This is a genomic window from Burkholderia sp. PAMC 26561 (assembly GCF_001557535.2).
Lineage (GTDB): Bacteria > Pseudomonadota > Gammaproteobacteria > Burkholderiales > Burkholderiaceae > Caballeronia.
In genome coordinates, this window is the sequence record NZ_CP014315.1 from 456443 (window position 1) to 478320 (window position 21878).

The 21878-nt window shown below is 58.5% G+C and carries 16 protein-coding genes; 7 read left to right on the forward strand and 9 right to left on the reverse strand.

All coding sequences use genetic code 11. The features are described 5' to 3' along the window. Positions 1–14: 14 nt before the first annotated feature. Together AXG89_RS36745 and AXG89_RS36750 are read left to right on the forward strand one after the other, a co-directional pair. The gene (locus tag AXG89_RS36745) at positions 15–1325 is read left to right on the forward strand and encodes a lipopolysaccharide biosynthesis protein (RefSeq protein WP_075360097.1); all 1311 of its coding nucleotides are present in this window, start codon (positions 15–17) and stop codon (positions 1323–1325) included. A gap of 148 nt (positions 1326–1473) precedes the next feature. Then, positions 1474–2661 (forward strand): glycosyltransferase family 4 protein, encoded by a 1188-nt coding sequence (locus tag AXG89_RS36750; protein WP_075360098.1) that lies wholly within the window; start codon positions 1474–1476, stop codon positions 2659–2661. Between the two features lie 48 nt (positions 2662–2709). On the opposite strand, the gene AXG89_RS36755 is transcribed toward AXG89_RS36750, so the two are convergent. Both AXG89_RS36755 and AXG89_RS36760 read right to left on the reverse strand, forming a co-directional pair. Next, on the reverse strand, positions 2710–3300 hold the full coding sequence (locus AXG89_RS36755) for a phosphatase PAP2 family protein (protein ID WP_062001181.1): 591 nt from the start codon (positions 3298–3300) through the stop codon (positions 2710–2712). 55 nt (positions 3301–3355) lie between these two features. Further along, the gene (locus AXG89_RS36760; protein WP_075360099.1) at positions 3356–4564 is read right to left on the reverse strand and encodes an O-antigen ligase family protein; all 1209 of its coding nucleotides are present in this window, start codon (positions 4562–4564) and stop codon (positions 3356–3358) included. A gap of 1246 nt (positions 4565–5810) precedes the next feature. Here AXG89_RS36760 and AXG89_RS36770 point away from each other — a divergent pair. Together AXG89_RS36770 and AXG89_RS36775 are read left to right on the forward strand one after the other, a co-directional pair. After that, positions 5811–7322 carry a mannose-1-phosphate guanylyltransferase/mannose-6-phosphate isomerase gene (locus tag AXG89_RS36770; protein ID WP_075360101.1) on the forward strand — a complete coding sequence of 504 codons (1512 nt, stop codon included), beginning with the start codon at positions 5811–5813 and terminating at the stop codon, positions 7320–7322. A 30-nt stretch (positions 7323–7352) separates the two neighbouring features. Further along, the gene (locus AXG89_RS36775) at positions 7353–8729 is read left to right on the forward strand and encodes an undecaprenyl-phosphate glucose phosphotransferase (protein ID WP_062001177.1); all 1377 of its coding nucleotides are present in this window, start codon (positions 7353–7355) and stop codon (positions 8727–8729) included. Positions 8730–8783: 54 nt separating this feature from the next. Here the strand turns inward: AXG89_RS36775 and AXG89_RS36780 are convergent, their stop codons facing one another. Continuing rightward, positions 8784–10370 (reverse strand): esterase/lipase family protein, encoded by a 1587-nt coding sequence (locus AXG89_RS36780; protein WP_075360345.1) that lies wholly within the window; start codon positions 10368–10370, stop codon positions 8784–8786. A 279-nt stretch (positions 10371–10649) separates the two neighbouring features. Here AXG89_RS36780 and AXG89_RS36785 point away from each other — a divergent pair, with 279 nt between their 5' ends. Further along, a complete protein-coding gene (locus AXG89_RS36785) occupies positions 10650–12149 on the forward strand; it encodes a SulP family inorganic anion transporter (protein ID WP_075360102.1) in 1500 nt (499 codons plus the stop codon). 25 nt (positions 12150–12174) lie between these two features. Here the strand turns inward: AXG89_RS36785 and AXG89_RS36790 are convergent, their stop codons facing one another. The 5 genes from AXG89_RS36790 to AXG89_RS36810 all read right to left on the reverse strand — a co-directional run bounded on the left by AXG89_RS36790 (position 12175) and on the right by AXG89_RS36810 (position 19151). Beyond that, positions 12175–15351: an EAL domain-containing protein gene (locus AXG89_RS36790; RefSeq protein ID WP_075360103.1), complete on the reverse strand. Its 3177-nt coding sequence runs from the start codon at positions 15349–15351 to the stop codon at positions 12175–12177. 164 nt (positions 15352–15515) lie between these two features. Then, positions 15516–16070, reverse strand: a complete 555-nt coding sequence (gene speG, locus AXG89_RS36795; RefSeq protein ID WP_119024786.1) for a spermidine N1-acetyltransferase — start codon at positions 16068–16070, stop codon at positions 15516–15518. 72 nt (positions 16071–16142) lie between these two features. Continuing rightward, positions 16143–16697: a hypothetical protein gene (locus tag AXG89_RS36800; RefSeq protein ID WP_075360346.1), complete on the reverse strand. Its 555-nt coding sequence runs from the start codon at positions 16695–16697 to the stop codon at positions 16143–16145. Positions 16698–16767: 70 nt separating this feature from the next. Next, the gene (locus AXG89_RS36805) at positions 16768–18162 is read right to left on the reverse strand and encodes a selenium-binding family protein (RefSeq protein ID WP_075360105.1); all 1395 of its coding nucleotides are present in this window, start codon (positions 18160–18162) and stop codon (positions 16768–16770) included. Between the two features lie 98 nt (positions 18163–18260). Further along, positions 18261–19151: a LysR family transcriptional regulator gene (locus AXG89_RS36810; RefSeq protein ID WP_062001171.1), complete on the reverse strand. Its 891-nt coding sequence runs from the start codon at positions 19149–19151 to the stop codon at positions 18261–18263. 129 nt (positions 19152–19280) lie between these two features. Between AXG89_RS36810 and AXG89_RS36815 the strand changes: the two genes are divergently transcribed. After that, complete coding sequence (locus AXG89_RS36815) at positions 19281–20024, forward strand: SDR family oxidoreductase (RefSeq protein WP_075360106.1); 744 nt, start codon at positions 19281–19283, stop codon at positions 20022–20024. Between the two features lie 73 nt (positions 20025–20097). Then, positions 20098–20655, forward strand: a complete 558-nt coding sequence (locus AXG89_RS36820; protein WP_075360107.1) for a hypothetical protein — start codon at positions 20098–20100, stop codon at positions 20653–20655. A gap of 15 nt (positions 20656–20670) precedes the next feature. Here the strand turns inward: AXG89_RS36820 and AXG89_RS36825 are convergent, their stop codons facing one another. Further along, on the reverse strand, positions 20671–21702 hold the full coding sequence (locus AXG89_RS36825; protein ID WP_144029462.1) for a hypothetical protein: 1032 nt from the start codon (positions 21700–21702) through the stop codon (positions 20671–20673). Positions 21703–21878: the final 176 nt, after the last annotated feature.

Below are 21878 nucleotides of genomic sequence, written 5' to 3' on the forward strand. Positions count from 1 at the left end.
TAAGAGGAAGCGGAATGGACAAGAAAGAAAACGCCAAGATCCTGGTGTTCGTTTATGGCGGATACGTGATGAGGTATTTGTACCTCATCGTCGTCATTCCGTTCTATGGACGTGTGCTTGGCGTAACGGAATACGGCCGCGTGCTTGCCGCAATGTCGCTCATGAATGTGATCTGGATGCTGTCGAGCTACGGGTTCACGTTTGTTGGCATGCGCGACGTCGCCAAGTCACACGAGGCAAGTCATCACAACGCGGTCTTCTCGCTGCATTCGAGTGCGCGGGTTTTTACTTGCGCGATAGGCATTGCCGTTGGCGTCGTCGCCACGCTTTGTTCGCCGTCGCTGGCTGCACGCCCCGCGATGGGCCTGCTCGCAACCGCGCTTGGCATTGTGTCTGCATTGAACCTTGGCTGGTTGTTTCAAGGACGCCAGCGCTTTCGCACGCCGATCATTCTTGAGGTAGTCGGCTTTGCGCTCAGCCTGGTCCTGATCTTGTCGATAGTACGAGGTCCCGCCGACTCAGTCTGGGTTGTCGCAAGCTTGCTGATTGCCGGCGCGATCTCTGCCGCGATTTCATATGGCCTGACGTTTGCGCATATTGGATTCCCGCGGTTCAAGCTTGACGGTATCGTCCCGCTCATCCGCGGCTCGACCATGTTGTTCTGCTATTCGACGGGTTCGGCGGTGCTGACGGCGTCATCGACGTATCTGCTCACGCTGCTGTCCACGCCGCCTCAGGTCGGATATTTCGGTGCGGCTGAACGCTTTGCCACGATCGGCCTGAGCCTGATGGGTCCCGCAGCGCAAGTTTTCATCCCGACCATTTCGCGCCAGCTCGCACAAAACGATAACGAGGGTGCGCGTGTCACCAGCCGTCGCGGTGCGACCTTGCTGATGGGGTACGGCTTGCTTGCAATGTGTGGCGCGCTGACGCTGTCGCCTTTCATCCTGCCGCTGATTCTCGGCGCCGCATTCGCGCCAAGCGCCCATGTGCTGCAATGCCTTGCCGTCATGTTCCCGTTCGCTGCCTTCAATCAGTTCGTCGCGTTCTATGTATTCGTGCCGCGCAAGAAGGATCGCTTGCTTGCAATCGCAGGACTCGCATCCGGCGTCGCCAATCTTGCGGCCGCGCTTTACCTCGCACCGCGTTATGGCGCGATCGGTATGGCGTTTGCGCGCGTGATTGGTGAAGCCACGCTTTCCGTCATGCTGATGGGCCTGATGGTTCGTTCCGACATGACGGGGTTGTTGCCCGGCTCGGCTCGGGCCCTTGCGATGTTCCGTACTGCCTTCGGTCCGCGCACGCCAGTCAGCGGCAAGGAATGAACCACATTTTCGAATCCAGCACCGGGCGTCTTGCGTTTCAGCCCGGCGTGAGGCTCCGCCAGGCGCCGGTCTTGGTCACGCTTTGCATGACCCAGAAACAGCGGCGCATCCAAGGGCGCTTTCGGCCTTAAACGTACAGGAGGTAGAAGTGAAAGTTGCTATTGTTCACGACTGGCTGGTGGTGTCGGGTGGCGCTGAAAAAGTGCTCCAGCACATCATTGAATGCTATCCGCAAGCCGATGTGTTCGCGCTCGTCGACTTCCTGGAAGATCGCGCATGCCTTAGAGGGAAGTCGGTCAACACATCGTTTATCCAGAAGCTGCCGTTTGCGAAGAAGCGGTATCGCGGATATTTGCCGCTCATGCCGCTTGCCATCGAACAACTCGATTTGTCCGGCTACGATCTCGTCATCTCGAGTTCGCACGCGGTTGCCAAAGGGGTTCTGACAGGCCCTGATCAGATGCATGTCAGCTATGTGCATTCGCCGATTCGCTACGCGTGGGATCTGCAGCATCAATATCTACGCGAATCAGGCTTGGCAAATGGTTTGAAGTCGGTGATGGCGCGACTTCTGTTGCACTACATTCGCAGTTGGGATGCGCGCTCGGCCAACGGCGTGGACCACCTCCTGGCGAACTCGCAATTCATCGCAAGGCGCATCAAGAAGGCGTATCAGCGCGATGCAACGGTGCTTTATCCGCCGGTCGATTTCAAGGGCATGACCTTGTGCACGGAGAAGGATGATTTCTATGTGACGGCGTCGCGCATGGTTCCGTACAAGCGCATCGACCTGATCGTAAAAGCGTTTTCGCAGACGCCGGAGCGCAAACTCGTTGTGATTGGCGATGGTCCCGAGATGAAACGTATCCGCGCGGTTGCCGGGGACAATGTCACCATCCTGGGCTATCAGTCGTTCGAAGTTCTGCTCGACCATTTGCGCCGCGCACGTGCGTTTGTCTTTGCCGCGGAAGAAGATTTCGGCATTTCGATTGTGGAAGCGCAGGCTTGCGGGACGCCTGTCATTGCGTATGGCAAGGGCGGAGCGCTTGAATCGGTGATCGGACTTCCGCGTGAACGGCCAACCGGCGTGTTCTTCCGTGAGCAGACGACGGAGTCGCTACTGGACGCCGTCACTCAATTCGAAGCCAACGCAAGCCTGTTCGATCCGCGGCAGTGCAGGAGAAACGCCGAACGTTTTTCGGCGGAAAACTTCAAGGCAAAGCTCGTGGACTTCATCGATGCAAAGCTGCCGCGCGCACGCCCGGATGTGCCGTTCCTCTATCCGGTGAAGGACGTCAAGCCGGCCGAAGAACATTCGCTGGTGGATTACGGCTGAGATGTGCAGATGACGCTGCGGGTGACGCCGGACAAAGGCGTCACCCGACTAGAAGAATCGCGCGATATTCGCCGCAAAACGATTATGAAGGCCGGCGGAGTGAGCATCGATCAGCCGTTCGAACGGCGCGGTGTGTCCGTAGGTCAGCACCGAAACAAACAACAGAGCTGCTGTGACGCCGACGGGACTAAAACGCTCGGTTGCCACGCGCCAGGCGCTTCGCAAGACTGCCGCCGCAACCAGCACACCCAGAGCCCATCCAATCGCCACTTCCGATAACGAATGCGAATGGTCATGCACGCGTGCGAGTCCCGTCAATGCACCCAGCAAAAGTCCGGCAACTACGCCGATGTAAGGCGGCTGGCGCCAGCTCCTTAGTAGCAGCGTGAACGCCACGGTCCACACGGAAGTCGACAACATGGCGTGTCCGCTGATCACGCGGAAATCAAATGCGGGAAACGAGATGTCCCAGCCGGCGTAAAGGATCTTCGTCACGCCAACGAGCGCCATGCCAAGCGCGAGCGCCAGCACCCAGCGAAATGCCAGCCGTACATCCGATCTCGCGATCCAGACGGTGCAGATGAACGCTGCGGGTAACGTCATGGCTGCATCGCCAATCTTGGTGAACACTGGCCACATATGAATGAAATGTCCTTGTATTGATGGGCCGCCTCTTTCCGGGACGGCCCGTCGCTTACATTGAATAGCGGGCCGGCGGACGCCATGCCAGTAACAACGACACCACGAGCGAAAGAATCAGCACGTTCGACGGCGACACCAGCCGGTGCTCCGTCGCCGCCATCACGAGCAGGCAGATCGCCGACAACTCGACGAATCTGTACGCAGTGAAATTCACACCTTTCTCGGCGATGGCCGAAATCGCTGCGCCGTCCTTGGCCCACTGGATAAGCCTCCAGTAGAACGCGAGCATGAGCGTCAGTCCGACTATGCCAGTTTCCGCGAGGAAGTTCAGATACGAGTTGTGAGCATGTGAATCGCTATGTTCGACGGTGATCCCTGAGGGAATGCCGACCAGTCCGAAGTACGAGGTGACAGTATGGATCTGGTCATCGAACGAACCAAAACCCAATCCGATGATCGGGCTCTGCTCGAAGTAAGCGAGAGCGCGCGGCCACAGCCATTCATAGCGGATATTGAGGTTGGCGACCTTCGCATCGGAGTTCGCGATGGTGAAGGTGTAGCCCATGTAGTTGACCGTGGGATCGGTGTTGTGGATTGCCATCGCAATCGAACCGGCGAGAAGTACGACGATGAGCGTAGCCAGGCACCAGCGCTTGCGGCCAAGGAACAGGTAAGGCAGGACTGCCATTGCGCCCAGCAACGAACCCCGGCTATAGGTTGAGAAGAGCATCAGCAAGTTGAATCCGAGCATCCCAAGAAGCAGCTTGCTGCGTTGCTGCAGATAACAGGCGAGACCGAGGCAGAACAGCATGGCGAGGAAGCCGCCCGCTGCGTTACGGGCAATGAAGTAGCTGCCGAAGCTCAGGTCCGGATTGGTGAAGATGCCCAGCAAGCCGCTTTGCGTGATGTAGTACAGATACAAAGGGACGTTCAGCACAATGGCAAACGTGTAGAACGTGCGCAAGACCTTGTTTAGATCCCATCGATGAATGTAGAGGCAGCCTGCAAGGATCGGTGCATAGGAGATGAAGAAGTTGCCATCGCGCCTGTAAAACTCGAAGGTCACGAGAGAGATCGGGTCGTACAGCAAGGTCGAGATCACAGCAAGCGCAGCGAACGCGACAAGCGGAGTGATGAACCGCGGATAGTTTCTGCCGAAGAAGCGCCAGCCGCACAAGAAGATTGGCAGCAAGCCAACCGCGCTGAGAGGCACGAGATTGGTGACGGTAAGAAATAACGCCAGCAGCGTTATGTAAGCCATTGCGGGTCCTTATGTTGAGACGGCGCACGGCCGTTCTTTTGACGACCGGCAAGATGCGGCCAGTACGGTACTGCAGGTCAGGTCAAGGTGGTCCACTAAAATGAAGAGCACACAACGCATGCGTCGTGCAGTCACGCGGGATTTTACCGGTCCCGGGTGACCCGTGGGACCGGCCAATTTAAATGTGGGGTCTTAGCGGAACCTGTTCGAGACCCACAATGCAGGAACGTTCAACTCTTATGCAGAGCGCGGCGTCTAAGACAGATGTTTTGGCGTAGAACAACGACCTGATGATTGAAGGAAGGCCACGCTAGCAATGTGTACGCGAGTGCGTCTGCTTATCGTGCAAAATGCTTGCAGTAATCACGTTGTTGATTTGAAAGCGTATTCACCTGTAAGGCCTTTAAATACAGTTTTCTTAATAGCGGTTCACGCAGGTAAATCAGAGCGTATTTTATTTACACACTGTCACATTATCAGCAATGCTGACGTATTGCGGCAGCCCTCCAGTAATTCCCTTGGCCAAGGTCGCGAGGATGACACACAGGCCCGCGCCAAAACCTCAACCCTTTACGCCAGGAAAACCCTAATGCAATTTACTCTGCATATGATTCGGTCATTGATCACGCGTTTTCGAAACCTGGCTGGCTCAGGAACGTCATGCGTTATCTCAGGCTAGCCGATGCGAGAGGATCACTGCTTTCTGGTCCTTGCAAGCTTCACGTTCAACGCTACCTTACTTCGCAAATTCAGTTGTTCCGGGTTTTCTTCTTCGCTGCAGAGCTTTGTCGCACAACATCTTTGGGCTGTTCAGGCCAGTTGCTTGCTGCTGTGTATCCGTACCTCAGATGCAGGACCTAAGTCGACTCAGGATGTTTGAAGGAACCTCCGGTTCATTCTTTAGACCTTAAGCGTGGCATTGGATGATCAAGCCGCGCTGCCAAAAAAAGTTTCAGGCGCATCCGGCGCAGTTGCGATTGCCAGCACGCCGATTCGCGCACGTACGGCACTCGTTGACGTAATCAAGCGAGCGCGCTCAGCCGACAACAACGGCACGATCCAAGCCGATCAAGCCAGGAGACGCATGACCTGCTGATTCGCATTTTCCAATGCGGGACGGGAATTGTCCGCGCGATGGAATCCACGACACATTGCAGGGCAAATTATTTACGCGTTTTCATCGCGCAGAAATATTGAGCGCGCAGAGAAACGCCCGGCAACGGGCTCAAGTACAAGGAATTTGAAAATGGACAAGCTTAAGTTGGGTACGGAAGATGCCGCAGGTGCAACAGTTGTGGAAGGCGCAGCAGATTGCAGCCGCCTCGTACAAGTGATCCTTGCGGGCGGTTCCGGCACGCGTTTGTGGCCCGTCTCGCGTGAACATTTTCCCAAGCAACTGATCGGCGTGATCGGCAACGAATCCTTGCTGCAGGCTACCGTGATGCGCATGAAAGGCTTTCCGGCAGGCTGGGAAGTGGCTGCCGACCCGGTCATTGTCTGCGGTGAGGATCATCGCTTTGCAACCGGCGAGCAAGTGCGTGCGAGCGGCGTGACGGCGCGTATTGTCGTTGAGCCTGCCCGCCGCGATACCGCCCCGGCACTCACGCTTGCAGCATTGACCGCTTGCGCCGACGGCAACGATGCAATCCTCGTTGCAATGCCGGCGGATCACGCCATTGCCGACCTTGCTGCGCTTCACGGCGCGATCGATATCGCAGCACGTCATGCGCAAGCCGGCGAGATCGCCACGCTCGGCATTCCGCCGACACGTCCCGACACCGGCTTCGGCTACATCCGTCTTGGCGATTCGCTCGATCACGGCGCGCACATGATCGAACGCTTTGTCGAAAAGCCCGCTGCCGAACTCGCGGCCCAATATGTTGCGTCGGGCAACTACTGGTGGAACAGCGGCATCTTTATCGTGCGCGCATCGGTATGGCTTGCAGCGCTCGAACAGCTTCAGCCGGACATGCACGCAGCATGCGTGGCGTCGTTCAAGGAGGCCACGCGCACCGATGAATACTTCCGCCCGAACGCAGCGGCTTTCGCAACGTCGCCGTCCGACTCCATCGACTATGCGGTGATGGAACACCTCGGCAAGCCCGGTTCGCCGTTCAAGGGCGTGGTCGTGCCGCTCGAAGCAGGCTGGTCCGATCTCGGCTCGTGGGACGCCGTATGCGATGCACTGGAGAAGGACGAAGACGGCAACGTGGGAAGCGGCCGTGTGCTGTTCGAAGGCGCGACCGCGAGCTATGCGCGTTCGGAAGGCGGCAGGCTGGTTGCATGCGTGGGCACGAACAACATCATCGTGGTCGAGACGGATGACGCCGTACTCGTGGCCGACCGGTCACGCGTGCAGGACATCAAGGGCCTCGTGTCGCGTATCAAGCTGTCGAAGTCGCCCGAAGCGGACATGCACAGAAAAGTGCGCCGTCCGTGGGGCTTCTACGATTCCATCGACAACGGTCCGCGTTTCCAGGTCAAACGCATCGTGGTGAATCCGGGCGCTCGCCTGTCGCTGCAGATGCATCACCATCGCGCGGAACATTGGGTCGTGGTCACCGGAACGGCGCTCGTCACGCGCGGCGAAGAAGAAATTCTTCTCAGCGAAAACGAATCGGTCTATATCCCGCTCGGCGTGAAGCATCGGCTGGAAAATCCGGGCCGCGTGCCGCTCGAGATCATCGAGGTGCAGTCGGGCACGTACCTCGGCGAAGACGACATCGTCAGGTTCGACGACAAGTACGGCCGCAGCTAAGCAGGTAGCCAATCGTTCGGGGAGAAGAACATGCGCGGAATAAGCAAGCTACTAGCGAGGCTGTTCGACGTTTCGATGATCGTGGGCGGCGCGCTCATCGCTTCACAGATTCGTTTCGACGATGTATCGCAACGGAGTTTCTATCTGGCATTCGTGGCCTTTGCCGCGGCGTTTTCGCTTGCCGTGTTTCCGGCATTCGGCGTGTACGAATCATGGCGGGGGCGCTCGAAAGGCGCGCTTGCCGGACAAGTCGCGCTGAGCTGGCTCATCGTGCAGGCTTGCGCCATGGCGTTGATGTTTTCGCTGCATCGCATCGACTTCGTGTCGCGCCTCTGGTTCGTGTACTGGACCGGCATTTCGGGCGCCGCGATGATCGCGGGACGCATGGTGACGCATACGGTGCTCGGGCGCGTACGCAATGCAGGGCTGAACTTGTCGCAGGTCGCTATTGCAGGCATTGGCGATCACTGCGATGCAATCGTTCGCAAGATCGATACAGCACCTGCCGCGGGCTTTCGTGCAACGGCCGCATTCAACGTGCAGGCCGGCACGAAAATGAACACCCGCGTGCCGGTGTTCGACGACCATGCGGCGTTCGCCAGTTATGTACGCACGCAGAACGTGGCTGAAGTCTGGCTCGCGTTGCCGCTGACGGAAGAACGCACGATCCTGAAACTGGTCGATGAGTTCCGCGACGACCTCATCAACATCCGTTTCATGCCGGACGTACGCACGCTTTCGCTATTCGAAGGCAGCGTGACGAGCCTGCTGGGCGTGCCGACGATCAACCTTGCTGCATCGCCGCTGCCGCCGAATGCGCTGATGCAGAAAGAGGTCTTCGACCGCATCTTCGCAGCCGGTGCCTTGCTCGCTGTGTCGCCGATCATGATTGCGTGCGCGATTGCCGTGAAGCTCAGTTCGCGAGGCCCTGTGTTCTTCAAGCAACGCCGCAAGGGCGCCGATGGTCAGGTCTTCAACATCTACAAGTTCCGCTCCATGCGTCAGCATGTGCAGAAAGCAGGTGTTGTGGAGCAGGCCACGCGTGGCGATCCGCGCATCACCCGGGTAGGTGCGTTCCTTCGACGCACGAGCCTCGACGAGTTGCCGCAGTTCATCAATGTGCTGCGCGGCGAAATGTCGGTGGTCGGCCCACGCCCACATGCGCTGGAACATGACGACCTGTACCAGAAGGTCGTGTCGGGCTATATCCATCGATACCGGATCAAGCCGGGCATCACCGGCTGGGCGCAGGTCAACGGCTTTCGCGGCGAGACCGATCGGATCGAGAAGATGGAAGGGCGCGTTGCGCATGACCTGTATTACCTCGGCAACTGGTCATTCGGGCTCGACATGAAGATCATTGCTGCAACGGTGTTCAAGGGGTTTCGACACTCGAACGCTTATTAACAAGCGCTATTTGTGAAAGAAGAAGGGCAGCGAACGCTGCCCTTTTATACGTCATCACCACGGCCGCACCACCATGCGCAGCGCGCCCTTGATTCCTGGCGTACTGGCGCTGTCGAAGGGAATGATCACATCCGGTGGGACGCCCTTCGTGAAGTCGATGGCAGTTATCTGCGTCGTGCCGTTCGCCCATCCGTATTCCACTGTCCATGGACTTGCCGCCGCGTTGTCCGGCGGCGGTGTGACTCGCACGATCGCATTGCCCTGGAACAGGTCGGCGCCTTCAAAATGTCCGTCAGGCCAGAAGCGCTTTTCGATTTCATAGTCAGGAACCTTGGCCGCGAAAATCATTGCGTACGAAAGTGTGGACGAACTTCGGTCGACGCGCGACTTCTTGGAAAGAAACACGCTGCCCAGATAGATCTTTCTTGCGTTGGCGTCGGCGCCGGTCAATTGCTGGTGGGATCGAACAGCGGGTGAATCCTCCACGGACTTTCGGCGCGTGAGGAACCAGCGCTTCCCTTTTGGGGCGGCGCACATCTCGAACTGGTAAAGCGCCGTGACACTCGATGCCTGCGGAACCAGTTCATCAGGCAAGGTAACGCTGTCTATGTCAGCCCAGATGTCTACGCGTACATCGCCGAACAAGAACCTCACGAGGTTCTGGTACGCCTCTTCCGAATTGACGATGCCGAAGTAGCCCGAATGCGACCGGAACGCGTAGTTGGTGGCGACTTGCCGGGTTGCCATGTTGTCATCGACGCCCCAGAGCGACGCGTTGTCCACGCGCACCAGTCCGTCGCTGCCGTTGCCTACGAACGCGCGAACAACACCTTGCAGCACTTCGTAATCGCCGCGATTCGTTCCGACCATGCAAAAGATCCGGTCCGATGGCATCGCGCTTTGTGGAATCAGATCGACACGGCCATTGAATTGCGGCGAGATCTGCTGGAGGTTCAGGTACGTGGTCATCTCGCTACGGTTGAACGTGTTGGTCTGTTCCGCGGTGAGCCATGACGGCACGTTGATGCCGAGCACATCGATTCCATTGTGGGGCGTGGCGAAGGTAAAGAACTTGTCGGCAGCTTCGCGCATCGGTCTGAAGTCTTCGCTCGTGTTGTGAAGAAACGCACGCGCTACAAGACCTCCCATGGAATGCGCCACGAGGTAATACTTGAAGTCCTTGTCGGTCATCGGCGGGCTGCCGTCGGCCGGCTGATGCTGCAAAACGAGTTCCTTGACGCGCTTCAACAGGTCGTTCAGGCCTTGCGCATAGACTTCGACCTTTCTGGATTTACCGTCGCCGAGAAGTGCCGAGCCGTCGTCGTAGTACCGGTAGATGATGATCGATGAAGCGGGTATTCCGGGAATCGAGTTGCCATTGTCATCTCGTGGTGGCGACCAGTCCGGGTCCATGATGTCGTATCCATCCTGATACACATGCTGGTACTGATATTCCGATGCAAGCCGGACAAGCGGCGACTCGAACACGAACTTCGCGGGCTGCCTGTCCGAAGCACCCGTAGCCCTATACAGCGTGGACCCTACGTTGAAACCGCAGAACGGGTCCGCAGCTGTATCGTTTCGCTCCGATACCGTCATTGCGTAGCCGCGAATGTAGATGATGGGATAGCGATTGGGCATGGCGTCTCCGTTTTCGTTTTCGCATACCGCGTAAAACGATCCAGGGCGCATGTTTTTTAAAGGCAATGCTCGAGGCCGTTTTTAAGCGTTTGCCTCAAGTGTTGTAAAATTTGGCCTTGCTTGTTGTGTCCTCATCTTCTTCACATCGTCACCCCTTGATCAGACCCATGTAGTTGCGCAGGCATTGTCCACACGTCATCACGGCTCCCGGTAGTCAAAACGCACACACCATCTGCCGGCGCTGATCCCGTATTGCTTCAAGCACAATCCACGCACCACATGAAAACCGGCTCTTCTCTGCAGCGGCAAAGCCGCTTCGTCCACGATATAAAAAGCAACGTCCTCGCAGGCCTTACGTCGTCATTCGCGCTCGTTCCTGAATGCATCGCCTTTGCGCTCGTGGCACAAGTGAACCCATTGATGGGTCTGTACGGTGCTTTTATGATCTGCACGATCACAGCGCTGTTCGGCGGACGGCCCGGCATGATCTCCGGTGCGGCGGGCTCCATGGCCGTGGTCATCGTTGCGCTGGTTGTTCAGCACGGCGCGCAGTATCTGTTAGCCACGGTCGTGCTGAGCGGCCTGATCATGGCAACGTTCGGCTTGCTCAAACTCGGCAAGCTGATCCGCATGGTTCCGCATCCGGTCATGCTGGGGTTTGTGAATGGGCTGGCGATCATCATTGCCATGGCGCAGCTCGAGCACTTCAAGCATGTGACCACCGAAGGGGTGCAATGGCTGCAAGGGACCGAGCTGTATGTCATGTGCGGCCTCGTCGCGTTGACGATTGGAATTGTCTATTTGCTGCCGCGGCTGACGAAAGCGATACCGCCGGCACTGGCTGCGATTGTCGGTATCGGCGTGCTTTGCCAGCTTTTGCACGTTCCCACGCGTACGCTAGGCGACATGGCCCATGTTGCAGGCAGCTTGCCCGTGTTCCAGTTTCCCGCCGTGCCCATGACGCTCGAAACGTTGGGCATCGTGTTGCCGTATGCGGTGCTGATGGCGATTGTCGGCTTGCTGGAAACCCTGCTTACGCTGAATCTCACCGATGAAATCACCAGTACGCAAGGTCAGCCCAACCGCGAATGTCTCGCGCTTGGCGCGGCGAACGTGGTGTCGGGTCTCTTCGGCGGAATGGGTGGATGCGCAATGATCGGCCAGACCATGATCAACCTCAGTTCAGGCGGCCGTACACGTCTTTCTGGCGTGGTCAGCGGCGTCATGATCCTGCTGTTCATCCTGTTCCTGTCGCCGTTGATCGAGCGCATTCCGCTCGCGGCTCTGGCAGGAGTGATGCTCGTCGTGGCGCAGCAGACCTTCGCATGGGGATCGTTGCGTGTCCTGGGAAAGGTGCCGCGCAGCGACGCGGTCGTGATCATTGCGGTCACCGTCATTACGGTATTCACGGACCTGGCCATTGCGGTGTTGTGCGGGATCGTGATCGCCGCGGTGAACTTCGCGTGGCAGCACGCCCGTGACATTCATGCCGATGTCACCGCCAGCACGTCCGGCGACAAGACCTACATCCCGCGCGGCACGTTGTTCTTTGCTTCGACAACGCGCTTTCACGAACTGTTCGATCCGCTGAAAGATCCAGGCCGGATCGTCATCGATTGCGGTCATTTGCATCTTGCCGATCACTCGGCAATAGCCGCGCTTGAAGCGTTGAACCGGCGCTACGAGAAGGTCGGCAAGCAGCTCGCGTTCATTAATGTGTCGCCGCGAAATCAACGCCTCCTGCAACGGGTAGGATTCGATTTCGCAAGCGCTTCATAACGCTTTCAAGCGTGTGTGACGACGTTCAAACAAGTGCTTGTTCGTCGGCCCATGTCCAAAGCAGCGAGGGTTCCATGGGGCGCGCAAACAGAAACCCTTGCAGTTCGTCGCAACCGATATCGCGCAGAATCCGCGCCTCGCGCTCGGTCTCCACACCTTCGGCCACGACCTTCAATCCAAGCTCATGTCCGAGTCCGATGATCGATTTGATCACGGCGAGATCGCCGGGTGCATCGAGCATGTCATGCACGAACGCGCGATCGATCTTGATGCGGTCGAGTGGGAAACGATTGAGGTAACTCAGGCTCGAATAGCCCGTGCCGAAGTCATCGAGCGAGAGTTTCACGCCGAGCGCACGAAGTCCGGTAATGGCATCGAGGTAGTTCTCCGCGCTATCCATCAGCACCGTTTCCGTGATTTCGAGTTCGAGCAAGGCAGGGTCTACCTCATGAGCCGCGAGTGCATTGCGCAAGGTCTCGACAATATTTGTATCGCGTAGCTGGATGGCGGAGAGGTTGATCGATACCTTCACGGTCATGGAGTCTTCGTCGCGCCATTGCGCAATCTGGCGGCATGCTTCGTCGATCACCCACGCGCCAATGGAGATGATCAGGCCTGTCTCTTCGGCGATGTGAATGAACTGCGCGGGTCCGACCGGTCCAAGCTCGGGATTGGTCCACCGGAGCAGACCTTCGACGCCCGCGAGTGCGCCGGTTTGCGCATCCAGGCACGGCTGGTACGCGAGCCGTAATTCGTTGCGCTCGATCGCCGAGCGCAGGCACGTTTCGAGCGATAAACGCATCCGCGTGCGCTCCGCCATGTCGGGCGAAAAGAACCGCACGAGGTTGCGACCGTCTGCCTTGGCCTGGTACATGGCGGCATCGGCGTTCTGCATCAGCGTGCTGATGTCCTGGCCGTCGGCGGGGTACATCGCCACGCCTATGCTGCTCGATACCTGCAGCGTAAGTCCGCCGATCTGATGCGGTTCGCGTAACAGCGGAATGAGCCTTTCATCGATGATCTGCGCCGCTTCCGCAGCGTTGCACACCCCGCTGAGCGCAACGGTAAATTCGTCCCCGCCAAGACGGCTGACCGTATCGCCCGAGCGAACTGCGGCCAGCAGGCGGCGCGATACGGAGCGCAGCAAACCGTCGCCAACATGATGGCCGAGCGAATCATTGATGTTCTTGAAGCGGTCCAAATCGATGAACAGCACCGCCGCGCAACCGCCGCTGCGTTCTGACTTGTGCAATTCGTTGTCGAGCCGCTTGGAGAAAAGTGCGCGGTTTGGAAGCTCGGTGAGCACGTCATGCTCCGCGAGAAACTGGATCCGTGCTTCGCTGCGTTTGCGCTCGGTGACATCGATCAGCGTGCAGATGTAATGCGAGACGTTGCCGCGTTTGTCGCGCACCGCGCTCACGATCAGCCACGCCGGATATTCGCCGCCATGCGGGCGCCGGACCTGCGCTTCGCCATGCCAGTTGCTCGCGCGTCCCACCGCGGCGGCGACGCTCGCTCCCTCGTTGCTGCCGGGCAGTCCAATCGAAATGAATTCGGGCTGCTTACGCAATACATCGTCGGCGCCGTAACCCGTCGCGCGATAAAACGAGGGGTTTGCGGTAAGCAGACAGTATTCGCTGTCGAGTATGAGAATGGCCTCCGACGATGCCTCGAATACCTTCGCCCACAGTTCCAGGCGCTGCTCCATGAGCTTGATCTGGTCGATGGGCGTGAACGCCGTGAGCACCGCGTCCTGTCCCTGAAAGACGAGACGCCGCGCGGACAGCATGGCCCACGTGGGTTCATCCGTTGCACGCCAGCGGACTTCGAACTGGTCGACAGCGCCACGATCCGATAGCTGCTGGAAAAAGCGTGCCCGTACTGCGGAGTCCAGGCCGCGCGCCCATGGGTCGGCAACACTGTGGTTCAGCCAGAAGAGGGCGGGCTTGTTGGCGTGGAGGATCTCATGGCCGGGAATCGCCGTGACGACCATGGGCACCGGTGTGGCTTCCACCAGCGCGTGCTGCGCTTCCGAAGCACGCGCGGTCGCGGCAAGTTCCTTTTGAACGTCGCGCTCGTGATCGAGTTGTTCGAGCATTTCGTTGAAGCCGATCACGAGCTGCCCGATTTCATCCTGGCTGGGCCAGCTTGCGCGCAACGAATGATCGCCGGTGCGTCTGACGGTATCCATGACGCGTGCAAGTTGGCGCAACGGCCGCGAGATTTGTTGCGCCACGAAAAATACCATCACGAGGATGCCGCACAGCAGGAAAAGCGCCGTGCCGAGATGCAGCCACATGCGCGAGAACAGGCCGCTCACGCGGGCTCGCAGCAGGCTGGTTAGCTCGCTAGCTGTGTTGCGCCATGAATCCCGCGCGAGCCCCACCACGGCCTGTTGTGCCTCATCGGCGGACGTGAGGAGCGCCGGGTCGGCAGCCGCGCCGAGATCGACGGTGGCCCGCGCGACTTGGCGATAGGTTTCGATCGCCTCCAGCATCTTGCTGACCGAAGGCGTGAGCGCCACCGTCAGGCTGTGATTGGCGGCGGTGGCTTCGGCGAAATCGGATCTGAACCCTTGCAGTACGGCGTCGAGCTGCCCTTCGAGCACGAGGTAATGCGTGCGCATCTGCTCGGCTTTCGACGGCGTGACAGGCGTATCGCGCAATTGCGCGCCAATGCCGTTGATGGATTCGAGCAGCGCGGGGTAACGCAGCACGGACAGGGACATTGCGTAATAGCTGTCGAGGTCCGGATCGAGGATCAGGTTCGACTGGTTACCCACGCGCGTGATGAGTTCGCGGCAGGCGGTGAGTGCATCCGTGACCGAGGCGGCATCGGGTTGCGTTTCCTGCGCCAGCAGCTTCAGCGTGTCGCGCACATGGTCGTTAAGTGCAGCGCTTTCCATGTTCGCGCCGTAAAGCTGCTCGGCAATCGCAAGGCGTTCGGCGTCCTGTCGGAGCCGGGCCGACGTCATGTGTTTGCCGGCGCCGATCAGCGTGACGTCGATCAGCGCATCGCGCACGGTTTGGAGATAGGCGTTGCCGACGATTTCCTTGTCGGAGAAATCGATGGCGATGTACTTCTCGTGAATCAGGATGCCGCTGATGAACACCACCGCGCTCAGGTCGAGCAGGTAGATGAGCAGGAGTTTTCGGCCGACTCGCAGGCGGGCCAGCATCCGGAAGAACAGGTTCCGCTTCATGGTGTGCAGCCGTATCGGATCAAGGGCGATGCAACTCGCGCGAATAATGCCACGCCTGTACGCGGTTTATCGGCCTCGATGATCCGTTACTTGAGCGGATACTTAATATTCACATCTGCGGTGCACGGATTCTTCGCGGTGGTGCGTCAAACCACCGCGAATGGCTATCTCGCGGCGCGTGTACCGGCCTGTGCCTGCTTGAGAAATTCGTGCTGAAAAATGCACATGCGGTAGGCGTTGTGATATCTGCCGTTGCTAAAGAACTCTTCAATCAGCTCTGCTTCCCGCTTGAATCCGCATTTTTCGTAGACGTGAATCGCGGCCGTATTCGACACATCCACGATCAGATAAAGCTTGCGCATGTTGAGCACGGAGAACGCATAGTCCGTTGCAAGCAGCGTTGCGCTCGTTGCATATCCCTGGCCTTGCGCACTTGGCGCGATGATGATCTGAAACTCGCCACGGCGGTGGATATAGTCGAGTTCGATCAGTTCCGCGAGGCCGATGGGTTCGCCGGATTTATCGACGGCAACAAAGCGGCGTTCGCGCAGGTCGTGCACGTGACGGTCGTAAAGCTGCGAGAGTTCGGAGAAAGTTTCGTACGGTTCTTCGAACCAGTAACGCATGATCTTCGCGTTGTTATTCAGGCCGTGTACGAAGTGCAGGTCGGTGCGCTCGAGCGGCCTTAGCATGAGCTGGTTGTTTTCTTCGATGATCATTATTGGTACTCCGTGAACTTTGGTTCTTCAAAAGCAAGAGCCAATATAACCCACTGGCTGAGCACTGACGCGTCAGGCGGTCGCGATCAACAATACGCCCGTGCCCACGAGCCCGGCAGTCCAGAGCCTGTCGAAATTGATCCAGCCGCGTCTGAGCACGCCTACGCCGAGCCAGTCATAAACCAGCAGCGCGATGGCACCGGTCACGAACAATGTGGTCAACGTATGCAAGCTGACCGCTGCAATGGAAACGATCAATGGGCCGGATGAATGAACCGGCATCGCGCTGCATAGCGGAATCAGGACAGGGATGAGCATCAGTCCTGCGCCGTGTGCGGTCGCCATCAGGAACGACCATACGACGAGCCCGACGAACCCCGTGGTCATGCCAACCCGCACGCGGTGCCGGTGGCCGTACTTGACGTGATAGGCGGCCCACGCAATCAGCAAGGCACCGCTGGCGATGCGGATTGCGTGGCCGTCAAAGACAAAGCCCGTGGCGAGCACGAGACCGGCCACCACGCCGATCGATAACGCATGCCCGAGCGCCATGGGCGGAAGGGCCCACAGCACCGCGCGCCGGCTGCGCCTGTGCAACCCGAGTGTCACCGCAAAGAGCCATCCCATGGCCGGATTGATGCCATGAAACAACCCGAGCCCGGCGATCGCAAACCACTCCCATGCCACGTTCAGGCGCTCATGGATAACAGTACGAGTCTGACGAACAATCGCCGCCTTCCAGCCTCACCTGATGCGGCCGGTGCGTCGAGGGCCACTCCACCAGAAAACGCGGATCGAATTCAATACCGCCATCGGGCGCGGCATCGAGCTTCACCATCCAGCCCTTCAGGCCTTCGGGATAAAACTGGTCATCGATCACGCCGTACAGCGAGTTGGTGAAATACACGCGGCGTCCATCGCGGCTGACTTCAACCATTTGCGGACCACCGTTCAGCTTGCGCCCATCCGCTTTCGGATGCGATTCGCGCGACACGATCCCGCCAATGCGTACTGTTCCCGTGAGCTTGGGCGCGAACGGATCGGAGACATCGTACTGACGCAGATCGCCCGTACCCCAACATGCGACGTAGAAAAAACGATCGTCCATCGACAAGTCGATATCCGTCACGAGCGGCGGCACCGCACCAAAGCCCTTGAGCATGGGCGGCAGCAGATCGGGATCGGCCGGCTCGGCCGGAATCTCGATGATCTTTTTGACCGCCCACTTGTCGCCATCGCGATACCACGTCCAGATCGATGACGACAAATCGTTCAGGCTGATCACCGAATTCACGAAGCCATAAGCCTTGGTCGGATCATGTGCCGGACGCAGTTCGAACACGAGCTGGTTCTCTTCGCCGAAATCGATTTCCTGCTTGTGCTTGCGTGTATGCAGGTCCCAGAAGTGCAGCTTGTGGCCGTACTTTCCACCGAGCAGGATTTCTGGAACCAGGCCGTTCTCGAACGTGGCGGGCAGACCCCATTCGCTCGTGACCATGGTGTCGTGTCCCAGATGCCACCATGCGTCGTATGCGAGTTGTTGTGGGCCGCGGTCGATTTCCCATTGACCGCGTATGTCGAAGGTTTCGTGATCCATCAGGAAGATGCCGCCAGGCGCTTCGCCTTGCGCGTTGCCCAACGCCGCCACGTAGATGCCTTCAGGTCCGCAATGGATGGTGTGCGGCCTCGTATAACCGGCTTTCTCAGCAACTTCCGCGGGCTCGAGCACGCGCACGATCTTCGGATTGCGCGGGTCCGCCTTGGTATCGAGGATATGGATTCTTGATGACCGCAGACCCGGCACGACAAGATAGCGGCGTTCTGCATGCGGATGCGGCGCATTGGGACACAGGCACGAACTGCACGCGTTCCAGCCGAAATGATGCAACTCGTCGCCCGTGTTGGGCATGCTGACGTTATTGAGCAATTGCGAATATGTCGGGGATGCGGGGTCCAGATCGATGATCGCGATGGCATCCGGCACCTGCCGTGTCGGGTCGAAGCTGGCGACGTAAGCAAAGGTCTCGGGCGGCGCCTTCATCGCCATGCGTGGGGAAGGATAGAAGCTCGGATCCGGTGTCCAGTTTGCCATGGTATGTCTCCAGGGAATCGCCACGCCGTTCGTTTTACCCGCAACTCGCGGATCAAATATACCCCGTTTGAGGGCACGGATTGGCGGATTAAAACGGCTTAAAAAGCCGCTTCAAAGATATCCCTCAGCCATTGCGCAAAAACCCTCACCCTCGACGACAACTGCCGGTTTTGCGGATAAAGCACGCTTACCGGCATGGGCGGCGGCGCAAACGCATCGAGCACGATCTTGAGCTTTCCTTCCGACAGTTCCTCCTTGACCCGATACCGCGGCACCTGGACCATCCCGAGTCCAGCCACTGCGGCGCCCGTATACAAATCCGCCCCGGTCACCGATAAAACCGCCGGCAACTGCATTTCGACCACGCGGTCATCGACGGTAAATTCCAGCGGGAACACGCGTCCCGATCCGCTTGATACATAATTTACCGCCCGATGTGCGCTCAGACTTTCGAGCGTCAGCGGCTCGCCGAACTGCGCGAGATACGCGGGACTTGCGACCGTCACTTGTTCCATCAGCGCGACGCGGCGTCCGACCATCGATGAATCCTGCAGCGTGCCTGCCCGCAGCACGCAATCGATCCCCTCGCGCACCAGATCGACCAGCCGGTCGTCCTCGCCGATCTGCAATTCGATATCCGGATACATCGCGATAAACCCCGGCAGCGCGGGCACCACAAAATTCTTCGCGAGGGTTCCCTGCACGTTCACACGCAGCAGACCCTTCGGCGCGACGTTGCGAAACGAGCCCTCGGCTTCCTCCATATCGGCGATCAGGCGTACGCAGCGCCGGTAAAACGCCTCGCCGTCGTGCGTGAGGCGCACCGTACGCGTGGTGCGCTCCAGCAGGCGCGTGCCGAGCCGTTCTTCCATGCGCTTGAGGAGGTTCGTCACCGTGGCGCGCGGTATCTGCAGGTCATCGGCGGCCTGGGTAAAGCTGCTGCGCTCCGCGATGCGAATGAACACCTGCATTTCCTGGAACCGGTCCATGGCTCACACACTCTATTGTTAAAGTAAATGGAACGATATTACCAAATATGAGGTGATTATCAATCTGCATCGATGATCGATACTTCAATCACGCACTGCCCATTTGCAACTCAACGAAAGGAGCGAATCATGAATGCAATCAAGAACAGCCAGGTAGCCATTGTCACGGGCGCATCGCGAGGTATCGGTGCTGAAGTGGCGCGGCGTCTCGCCGATGACGGGTTTGCCGTCGCCATCAACTACGCATTGAGCTCGAAAGAAGCCGATGCGCTCGCAGCGGAACTGACGGCGAAGGGTACGAAGGCCATCGCGATCAAGGCGGATGTATCGAAGGCAGATGATGTCCGCGCCATGTTCGATGCCGCCGAACAGCAGCTCGGCAAGATCGATGTGCTGGTGAACAACGCCGGTGTACTGAAGACCTTGCCGCTTGCCGAAACCTCCGATGCGCTCTACGACCAGACCTTCGGCATCAATGTGCGCGGCACGTTCAACACCCTGCGGGAAGCGGCGAAGCGGATGAACGACGGTGGCCGGATCGTGAATTTCTCGAGCACCACGCTTGCGCTGAACATGCCCGGCTACGCCATTTACAACGCGACGAAAGCCGCTGTCGAAGCCTTTACGCATGTGTTCGCGAAGGAATTGCGCGGCCGCGATATCCGCGTGAACGCGGTCGCGCCGGGTCCGATTGCGACCTCGCTTTTCCTCGATGGAAAAACCGAAGAGCAGATCCAGACCTTCGCCAAGATGCCGCCGCTGCAACGCCTGGGGCAACCGGAAGATATTGCATCGATTGTCTCGTTCCTTGCGGGCAAGGATTCGGGCTGGGTCAACGGACAGGTGCTGCGCGGCAACGGTGGTCTTGCCTGAGCGTTTGAATGGCACATTGAAGCGTGCGTCGCCATTTGCGATCTCCGCGAAGCGACCGTGAGGACTCGAACACGTGACTAAAACCGGGCGTTTTACCCGTGGCGCATGGCTTGGCCTTCTTTTGCTGACCGCCGCTGCATGCGGTCAGCAGGGCCACGCGAATGAGGGAGGTAACACGGCCATGAAGGCATCGACGACGTATTTGTATTTGCTCAGGAAGACGCCGTTTTTCACGGCGCTGACCCATGAGCAGTTGCGCTGGACCATCGACCATTCGAAGGAATGGGAAGCGTATGCAGGGACGGTCGTGGCGGAGTGTGGGCCGGCGGTAAGCGATGATGCGAACTGGATCCTGCTCGATGGCCGATGGCAAGTCGAACGCGATGGCCACACATACCCGGCAGGACATGCCGATCCGGGGAAGTGGTTCGATTCATCGGAGACGCACGGAAGCTGCAAGCTGGTGACGACGGAACACAGCTACGTGATGAAGATCACCCGCGCTGATATGAACGATATGCTGATGCGCGGGTTCGGGTTTGGCGTGCATCTGGAGCAGGGGCGCGAGTATTACAGGACGATGTTTGCGCAAAGATCGATCGAATCGCCATCGATAAGGGATGCAAAGTAAAATCTCTGAGAAGCGCTAGACCGGCAGATCGTCGGTCGTGGCCGCACTCGACCGCCTGGCGCCTGTCAGCGGCGGGATATCCACTACCACGACGACCTTGTTGTAACTCTGCCTGCCCGTGAATGGATGAACGACCCGTGTCGATGCGCGAAACACACCCGGGATTCTTTCTTCGCGACGACCACCGATCGCCACGGACTGATAGATCGTCCACTGCATGGCCGCGGTCTTCATGCAAATAAAATAGATGCCCGATGCGGGTCCGCGAATCGCAGCTTCCCAGTAGTCGTTGACGTTTTGAGCCGGGAGGCCGCGCATGCGATCATCGGCATTGATGCTTTGCAGGTGCTGAAAACCTTTGGCCGCGTAGGCTGCATCGTCGGCATACAGTCCGTTGTTGTCGTGACAGAACTTGATGAGCCCCTTAGCCGGATTGACGTAGATTCGCAGGGAACATCCATTCATGCCGGCCGTCAGCGCCGTGGTATTCAACGGCACGTCATAGCTGACGTCACATTCGCCGACGCCCGTCTCAACGTAGGGATACCAGTACGTCGTGCCGTCGCCACCAGGTGTCGTCGTCAGAGCGGAGACCGCGGTGCCAGACTCGTATTCAAGCGCCACGTCGAGGTTGGTGGCACCGTTCGTCCCAACAGCATCAAGATGGCGACCGCCTGCCACGATACAAGGGCCTCCGAGGTTCGATGCACCCAATTGCCGGAAGATCAGTGATCGTTGCGCAAGAAGGCTAAGCGGCGCGGCGCCGAACGTCAGCCAGTGATGTGAATTAAGGTCTTCTTCGCTCGGCATGGCGATTTCTTTCCTATGGTTTTTGGTTGTGAAAATCGATATAACGCTTCGACGGCGGCGGGATGCGCTGCGCACGTCAGCAGCGAATCGTCGATCCGTTTTCAATATCGGCGAGTTATTGCCGGTACTGCCGGTACTCATAGAACGCTGAGATCGCACGTTTATTCCATCGGCACGAAAAATCAAAGCGCGTGGCAATCGCTGTGAAGTTGAGCTCCGCAGCATTGCGACCTGCATCCTCAAAGCTCAACGAAGATCGTTACAGCCCGAGAGCCCCTGGTTTTCGGCGATGAAAGAAAGGTCGATCCGCTTTCAGGCTTGGGAAGCGCGTTGGCGTAGGCGACTTGCTTGGTACGAACGGGCGGAGTCACGTACTCTAATTTGACGTCTAAATCAACCGGAGCAATCACTCT

Bases quoted from the DNA above. Each gene is read 5' to 3' on its own strand.
- AXG89_RS36745 (WP_075360097.1), top strand. From the start codon at position 15: ATGGACAAGAAAGAAAACGCCAAGATCCTGGTGTTCGTTTATGGCGGA.
- AXG89_RS36815 (WP_075360106.1), top strand. From the start codon at position 19,281: ATGAATGCAATCAAGAACAGCCAGGTAGCCATTGTCACGGGCGCATCG.
- AXG89_RS36790 (WP_075360103.1), bottom strand. From the start codon at position 15,351: ATGAAGCGGAACCTGTTCTTCCGGATGCTGGCCCGCCTGCGAGTCGGC.
- AXG89_RS36800 (WP_075360346.1), bottom strand. From the start codon at position 16,697: ATGGGATGGCTCTTTGCGGTGACACTCGGGTTGCACAGGCGCAGCCGG.
- AXG89_RS36775 (WP_062001177.1), top strand. From the start codon at position 7,353: ATGCGCGGAATAAGCAAGCTACTAGCGAGGCTGTTCGACGTTTCGATG.
- AXG89_RS36770 (WP_075360101.1), top strand. From the start codon at position 5,811: ATGGACAAGCTTAAGTTGGGTACGGAAGATGCCGCAGGTGCAACAGTT.
- AXG89_RS36810 (WP_062001171.1), bottom strand. From the start codon at position 19,151: ATGGACCGGTTCCAGGAAATGCAGGTGTTCATTCGCATCGCGGAGCGC.
- AXG89_RS36785 (WP_075360102.1), top strand. From the start codon at position 10,650: ATGAAAACCGGCTCTTCTCTGCAGCGGCAAAGCCGCTTCGTCCACGAT.
- AXG89_RS36760 (WP_075360099.1), bottom strand. From the start codon at position 4,564: ATGGCTTACATAACGCTGCTGGCGTTATTTCTTACCGTCACCAATCTC.
- AXG89_RS36805 (WP_075360105.1), bottom strand. From the start codon at position 18,162: ATGGCAAACTGGACACCGGATCCGAGCTTCTATCCTTCCCCACGCATG.
- speG (WP_119024786.1), bottom strand. From the start codon at position 16,070: ATGATCATCGAAGAAAACAACCAGCTCATGCTAAGGCCGCTCGAGCGC.
- AXG89_RS36755 (WP_062001181.1), bottom strand. From the start codon at position 3,300: ATGTGGCCAGTGTTCACCAAGATTGGCGATGCAGCCATGACGTTACCC.
- AXG89_RS36780 (WP_075360345.1), bottom strand. From the start codon at position 10,370: ATGCCCAATCGCTATCCCATCATCTACATTCGCGGCTACGCAATGACG.
- AXG89_RS36825 (WP_144029462.1), bottom strand. From the start codon at position 21,702: ATGCAGGTCGCAATGCTGCGGAGCTCAACTTCACAGCGATTGCCACGC.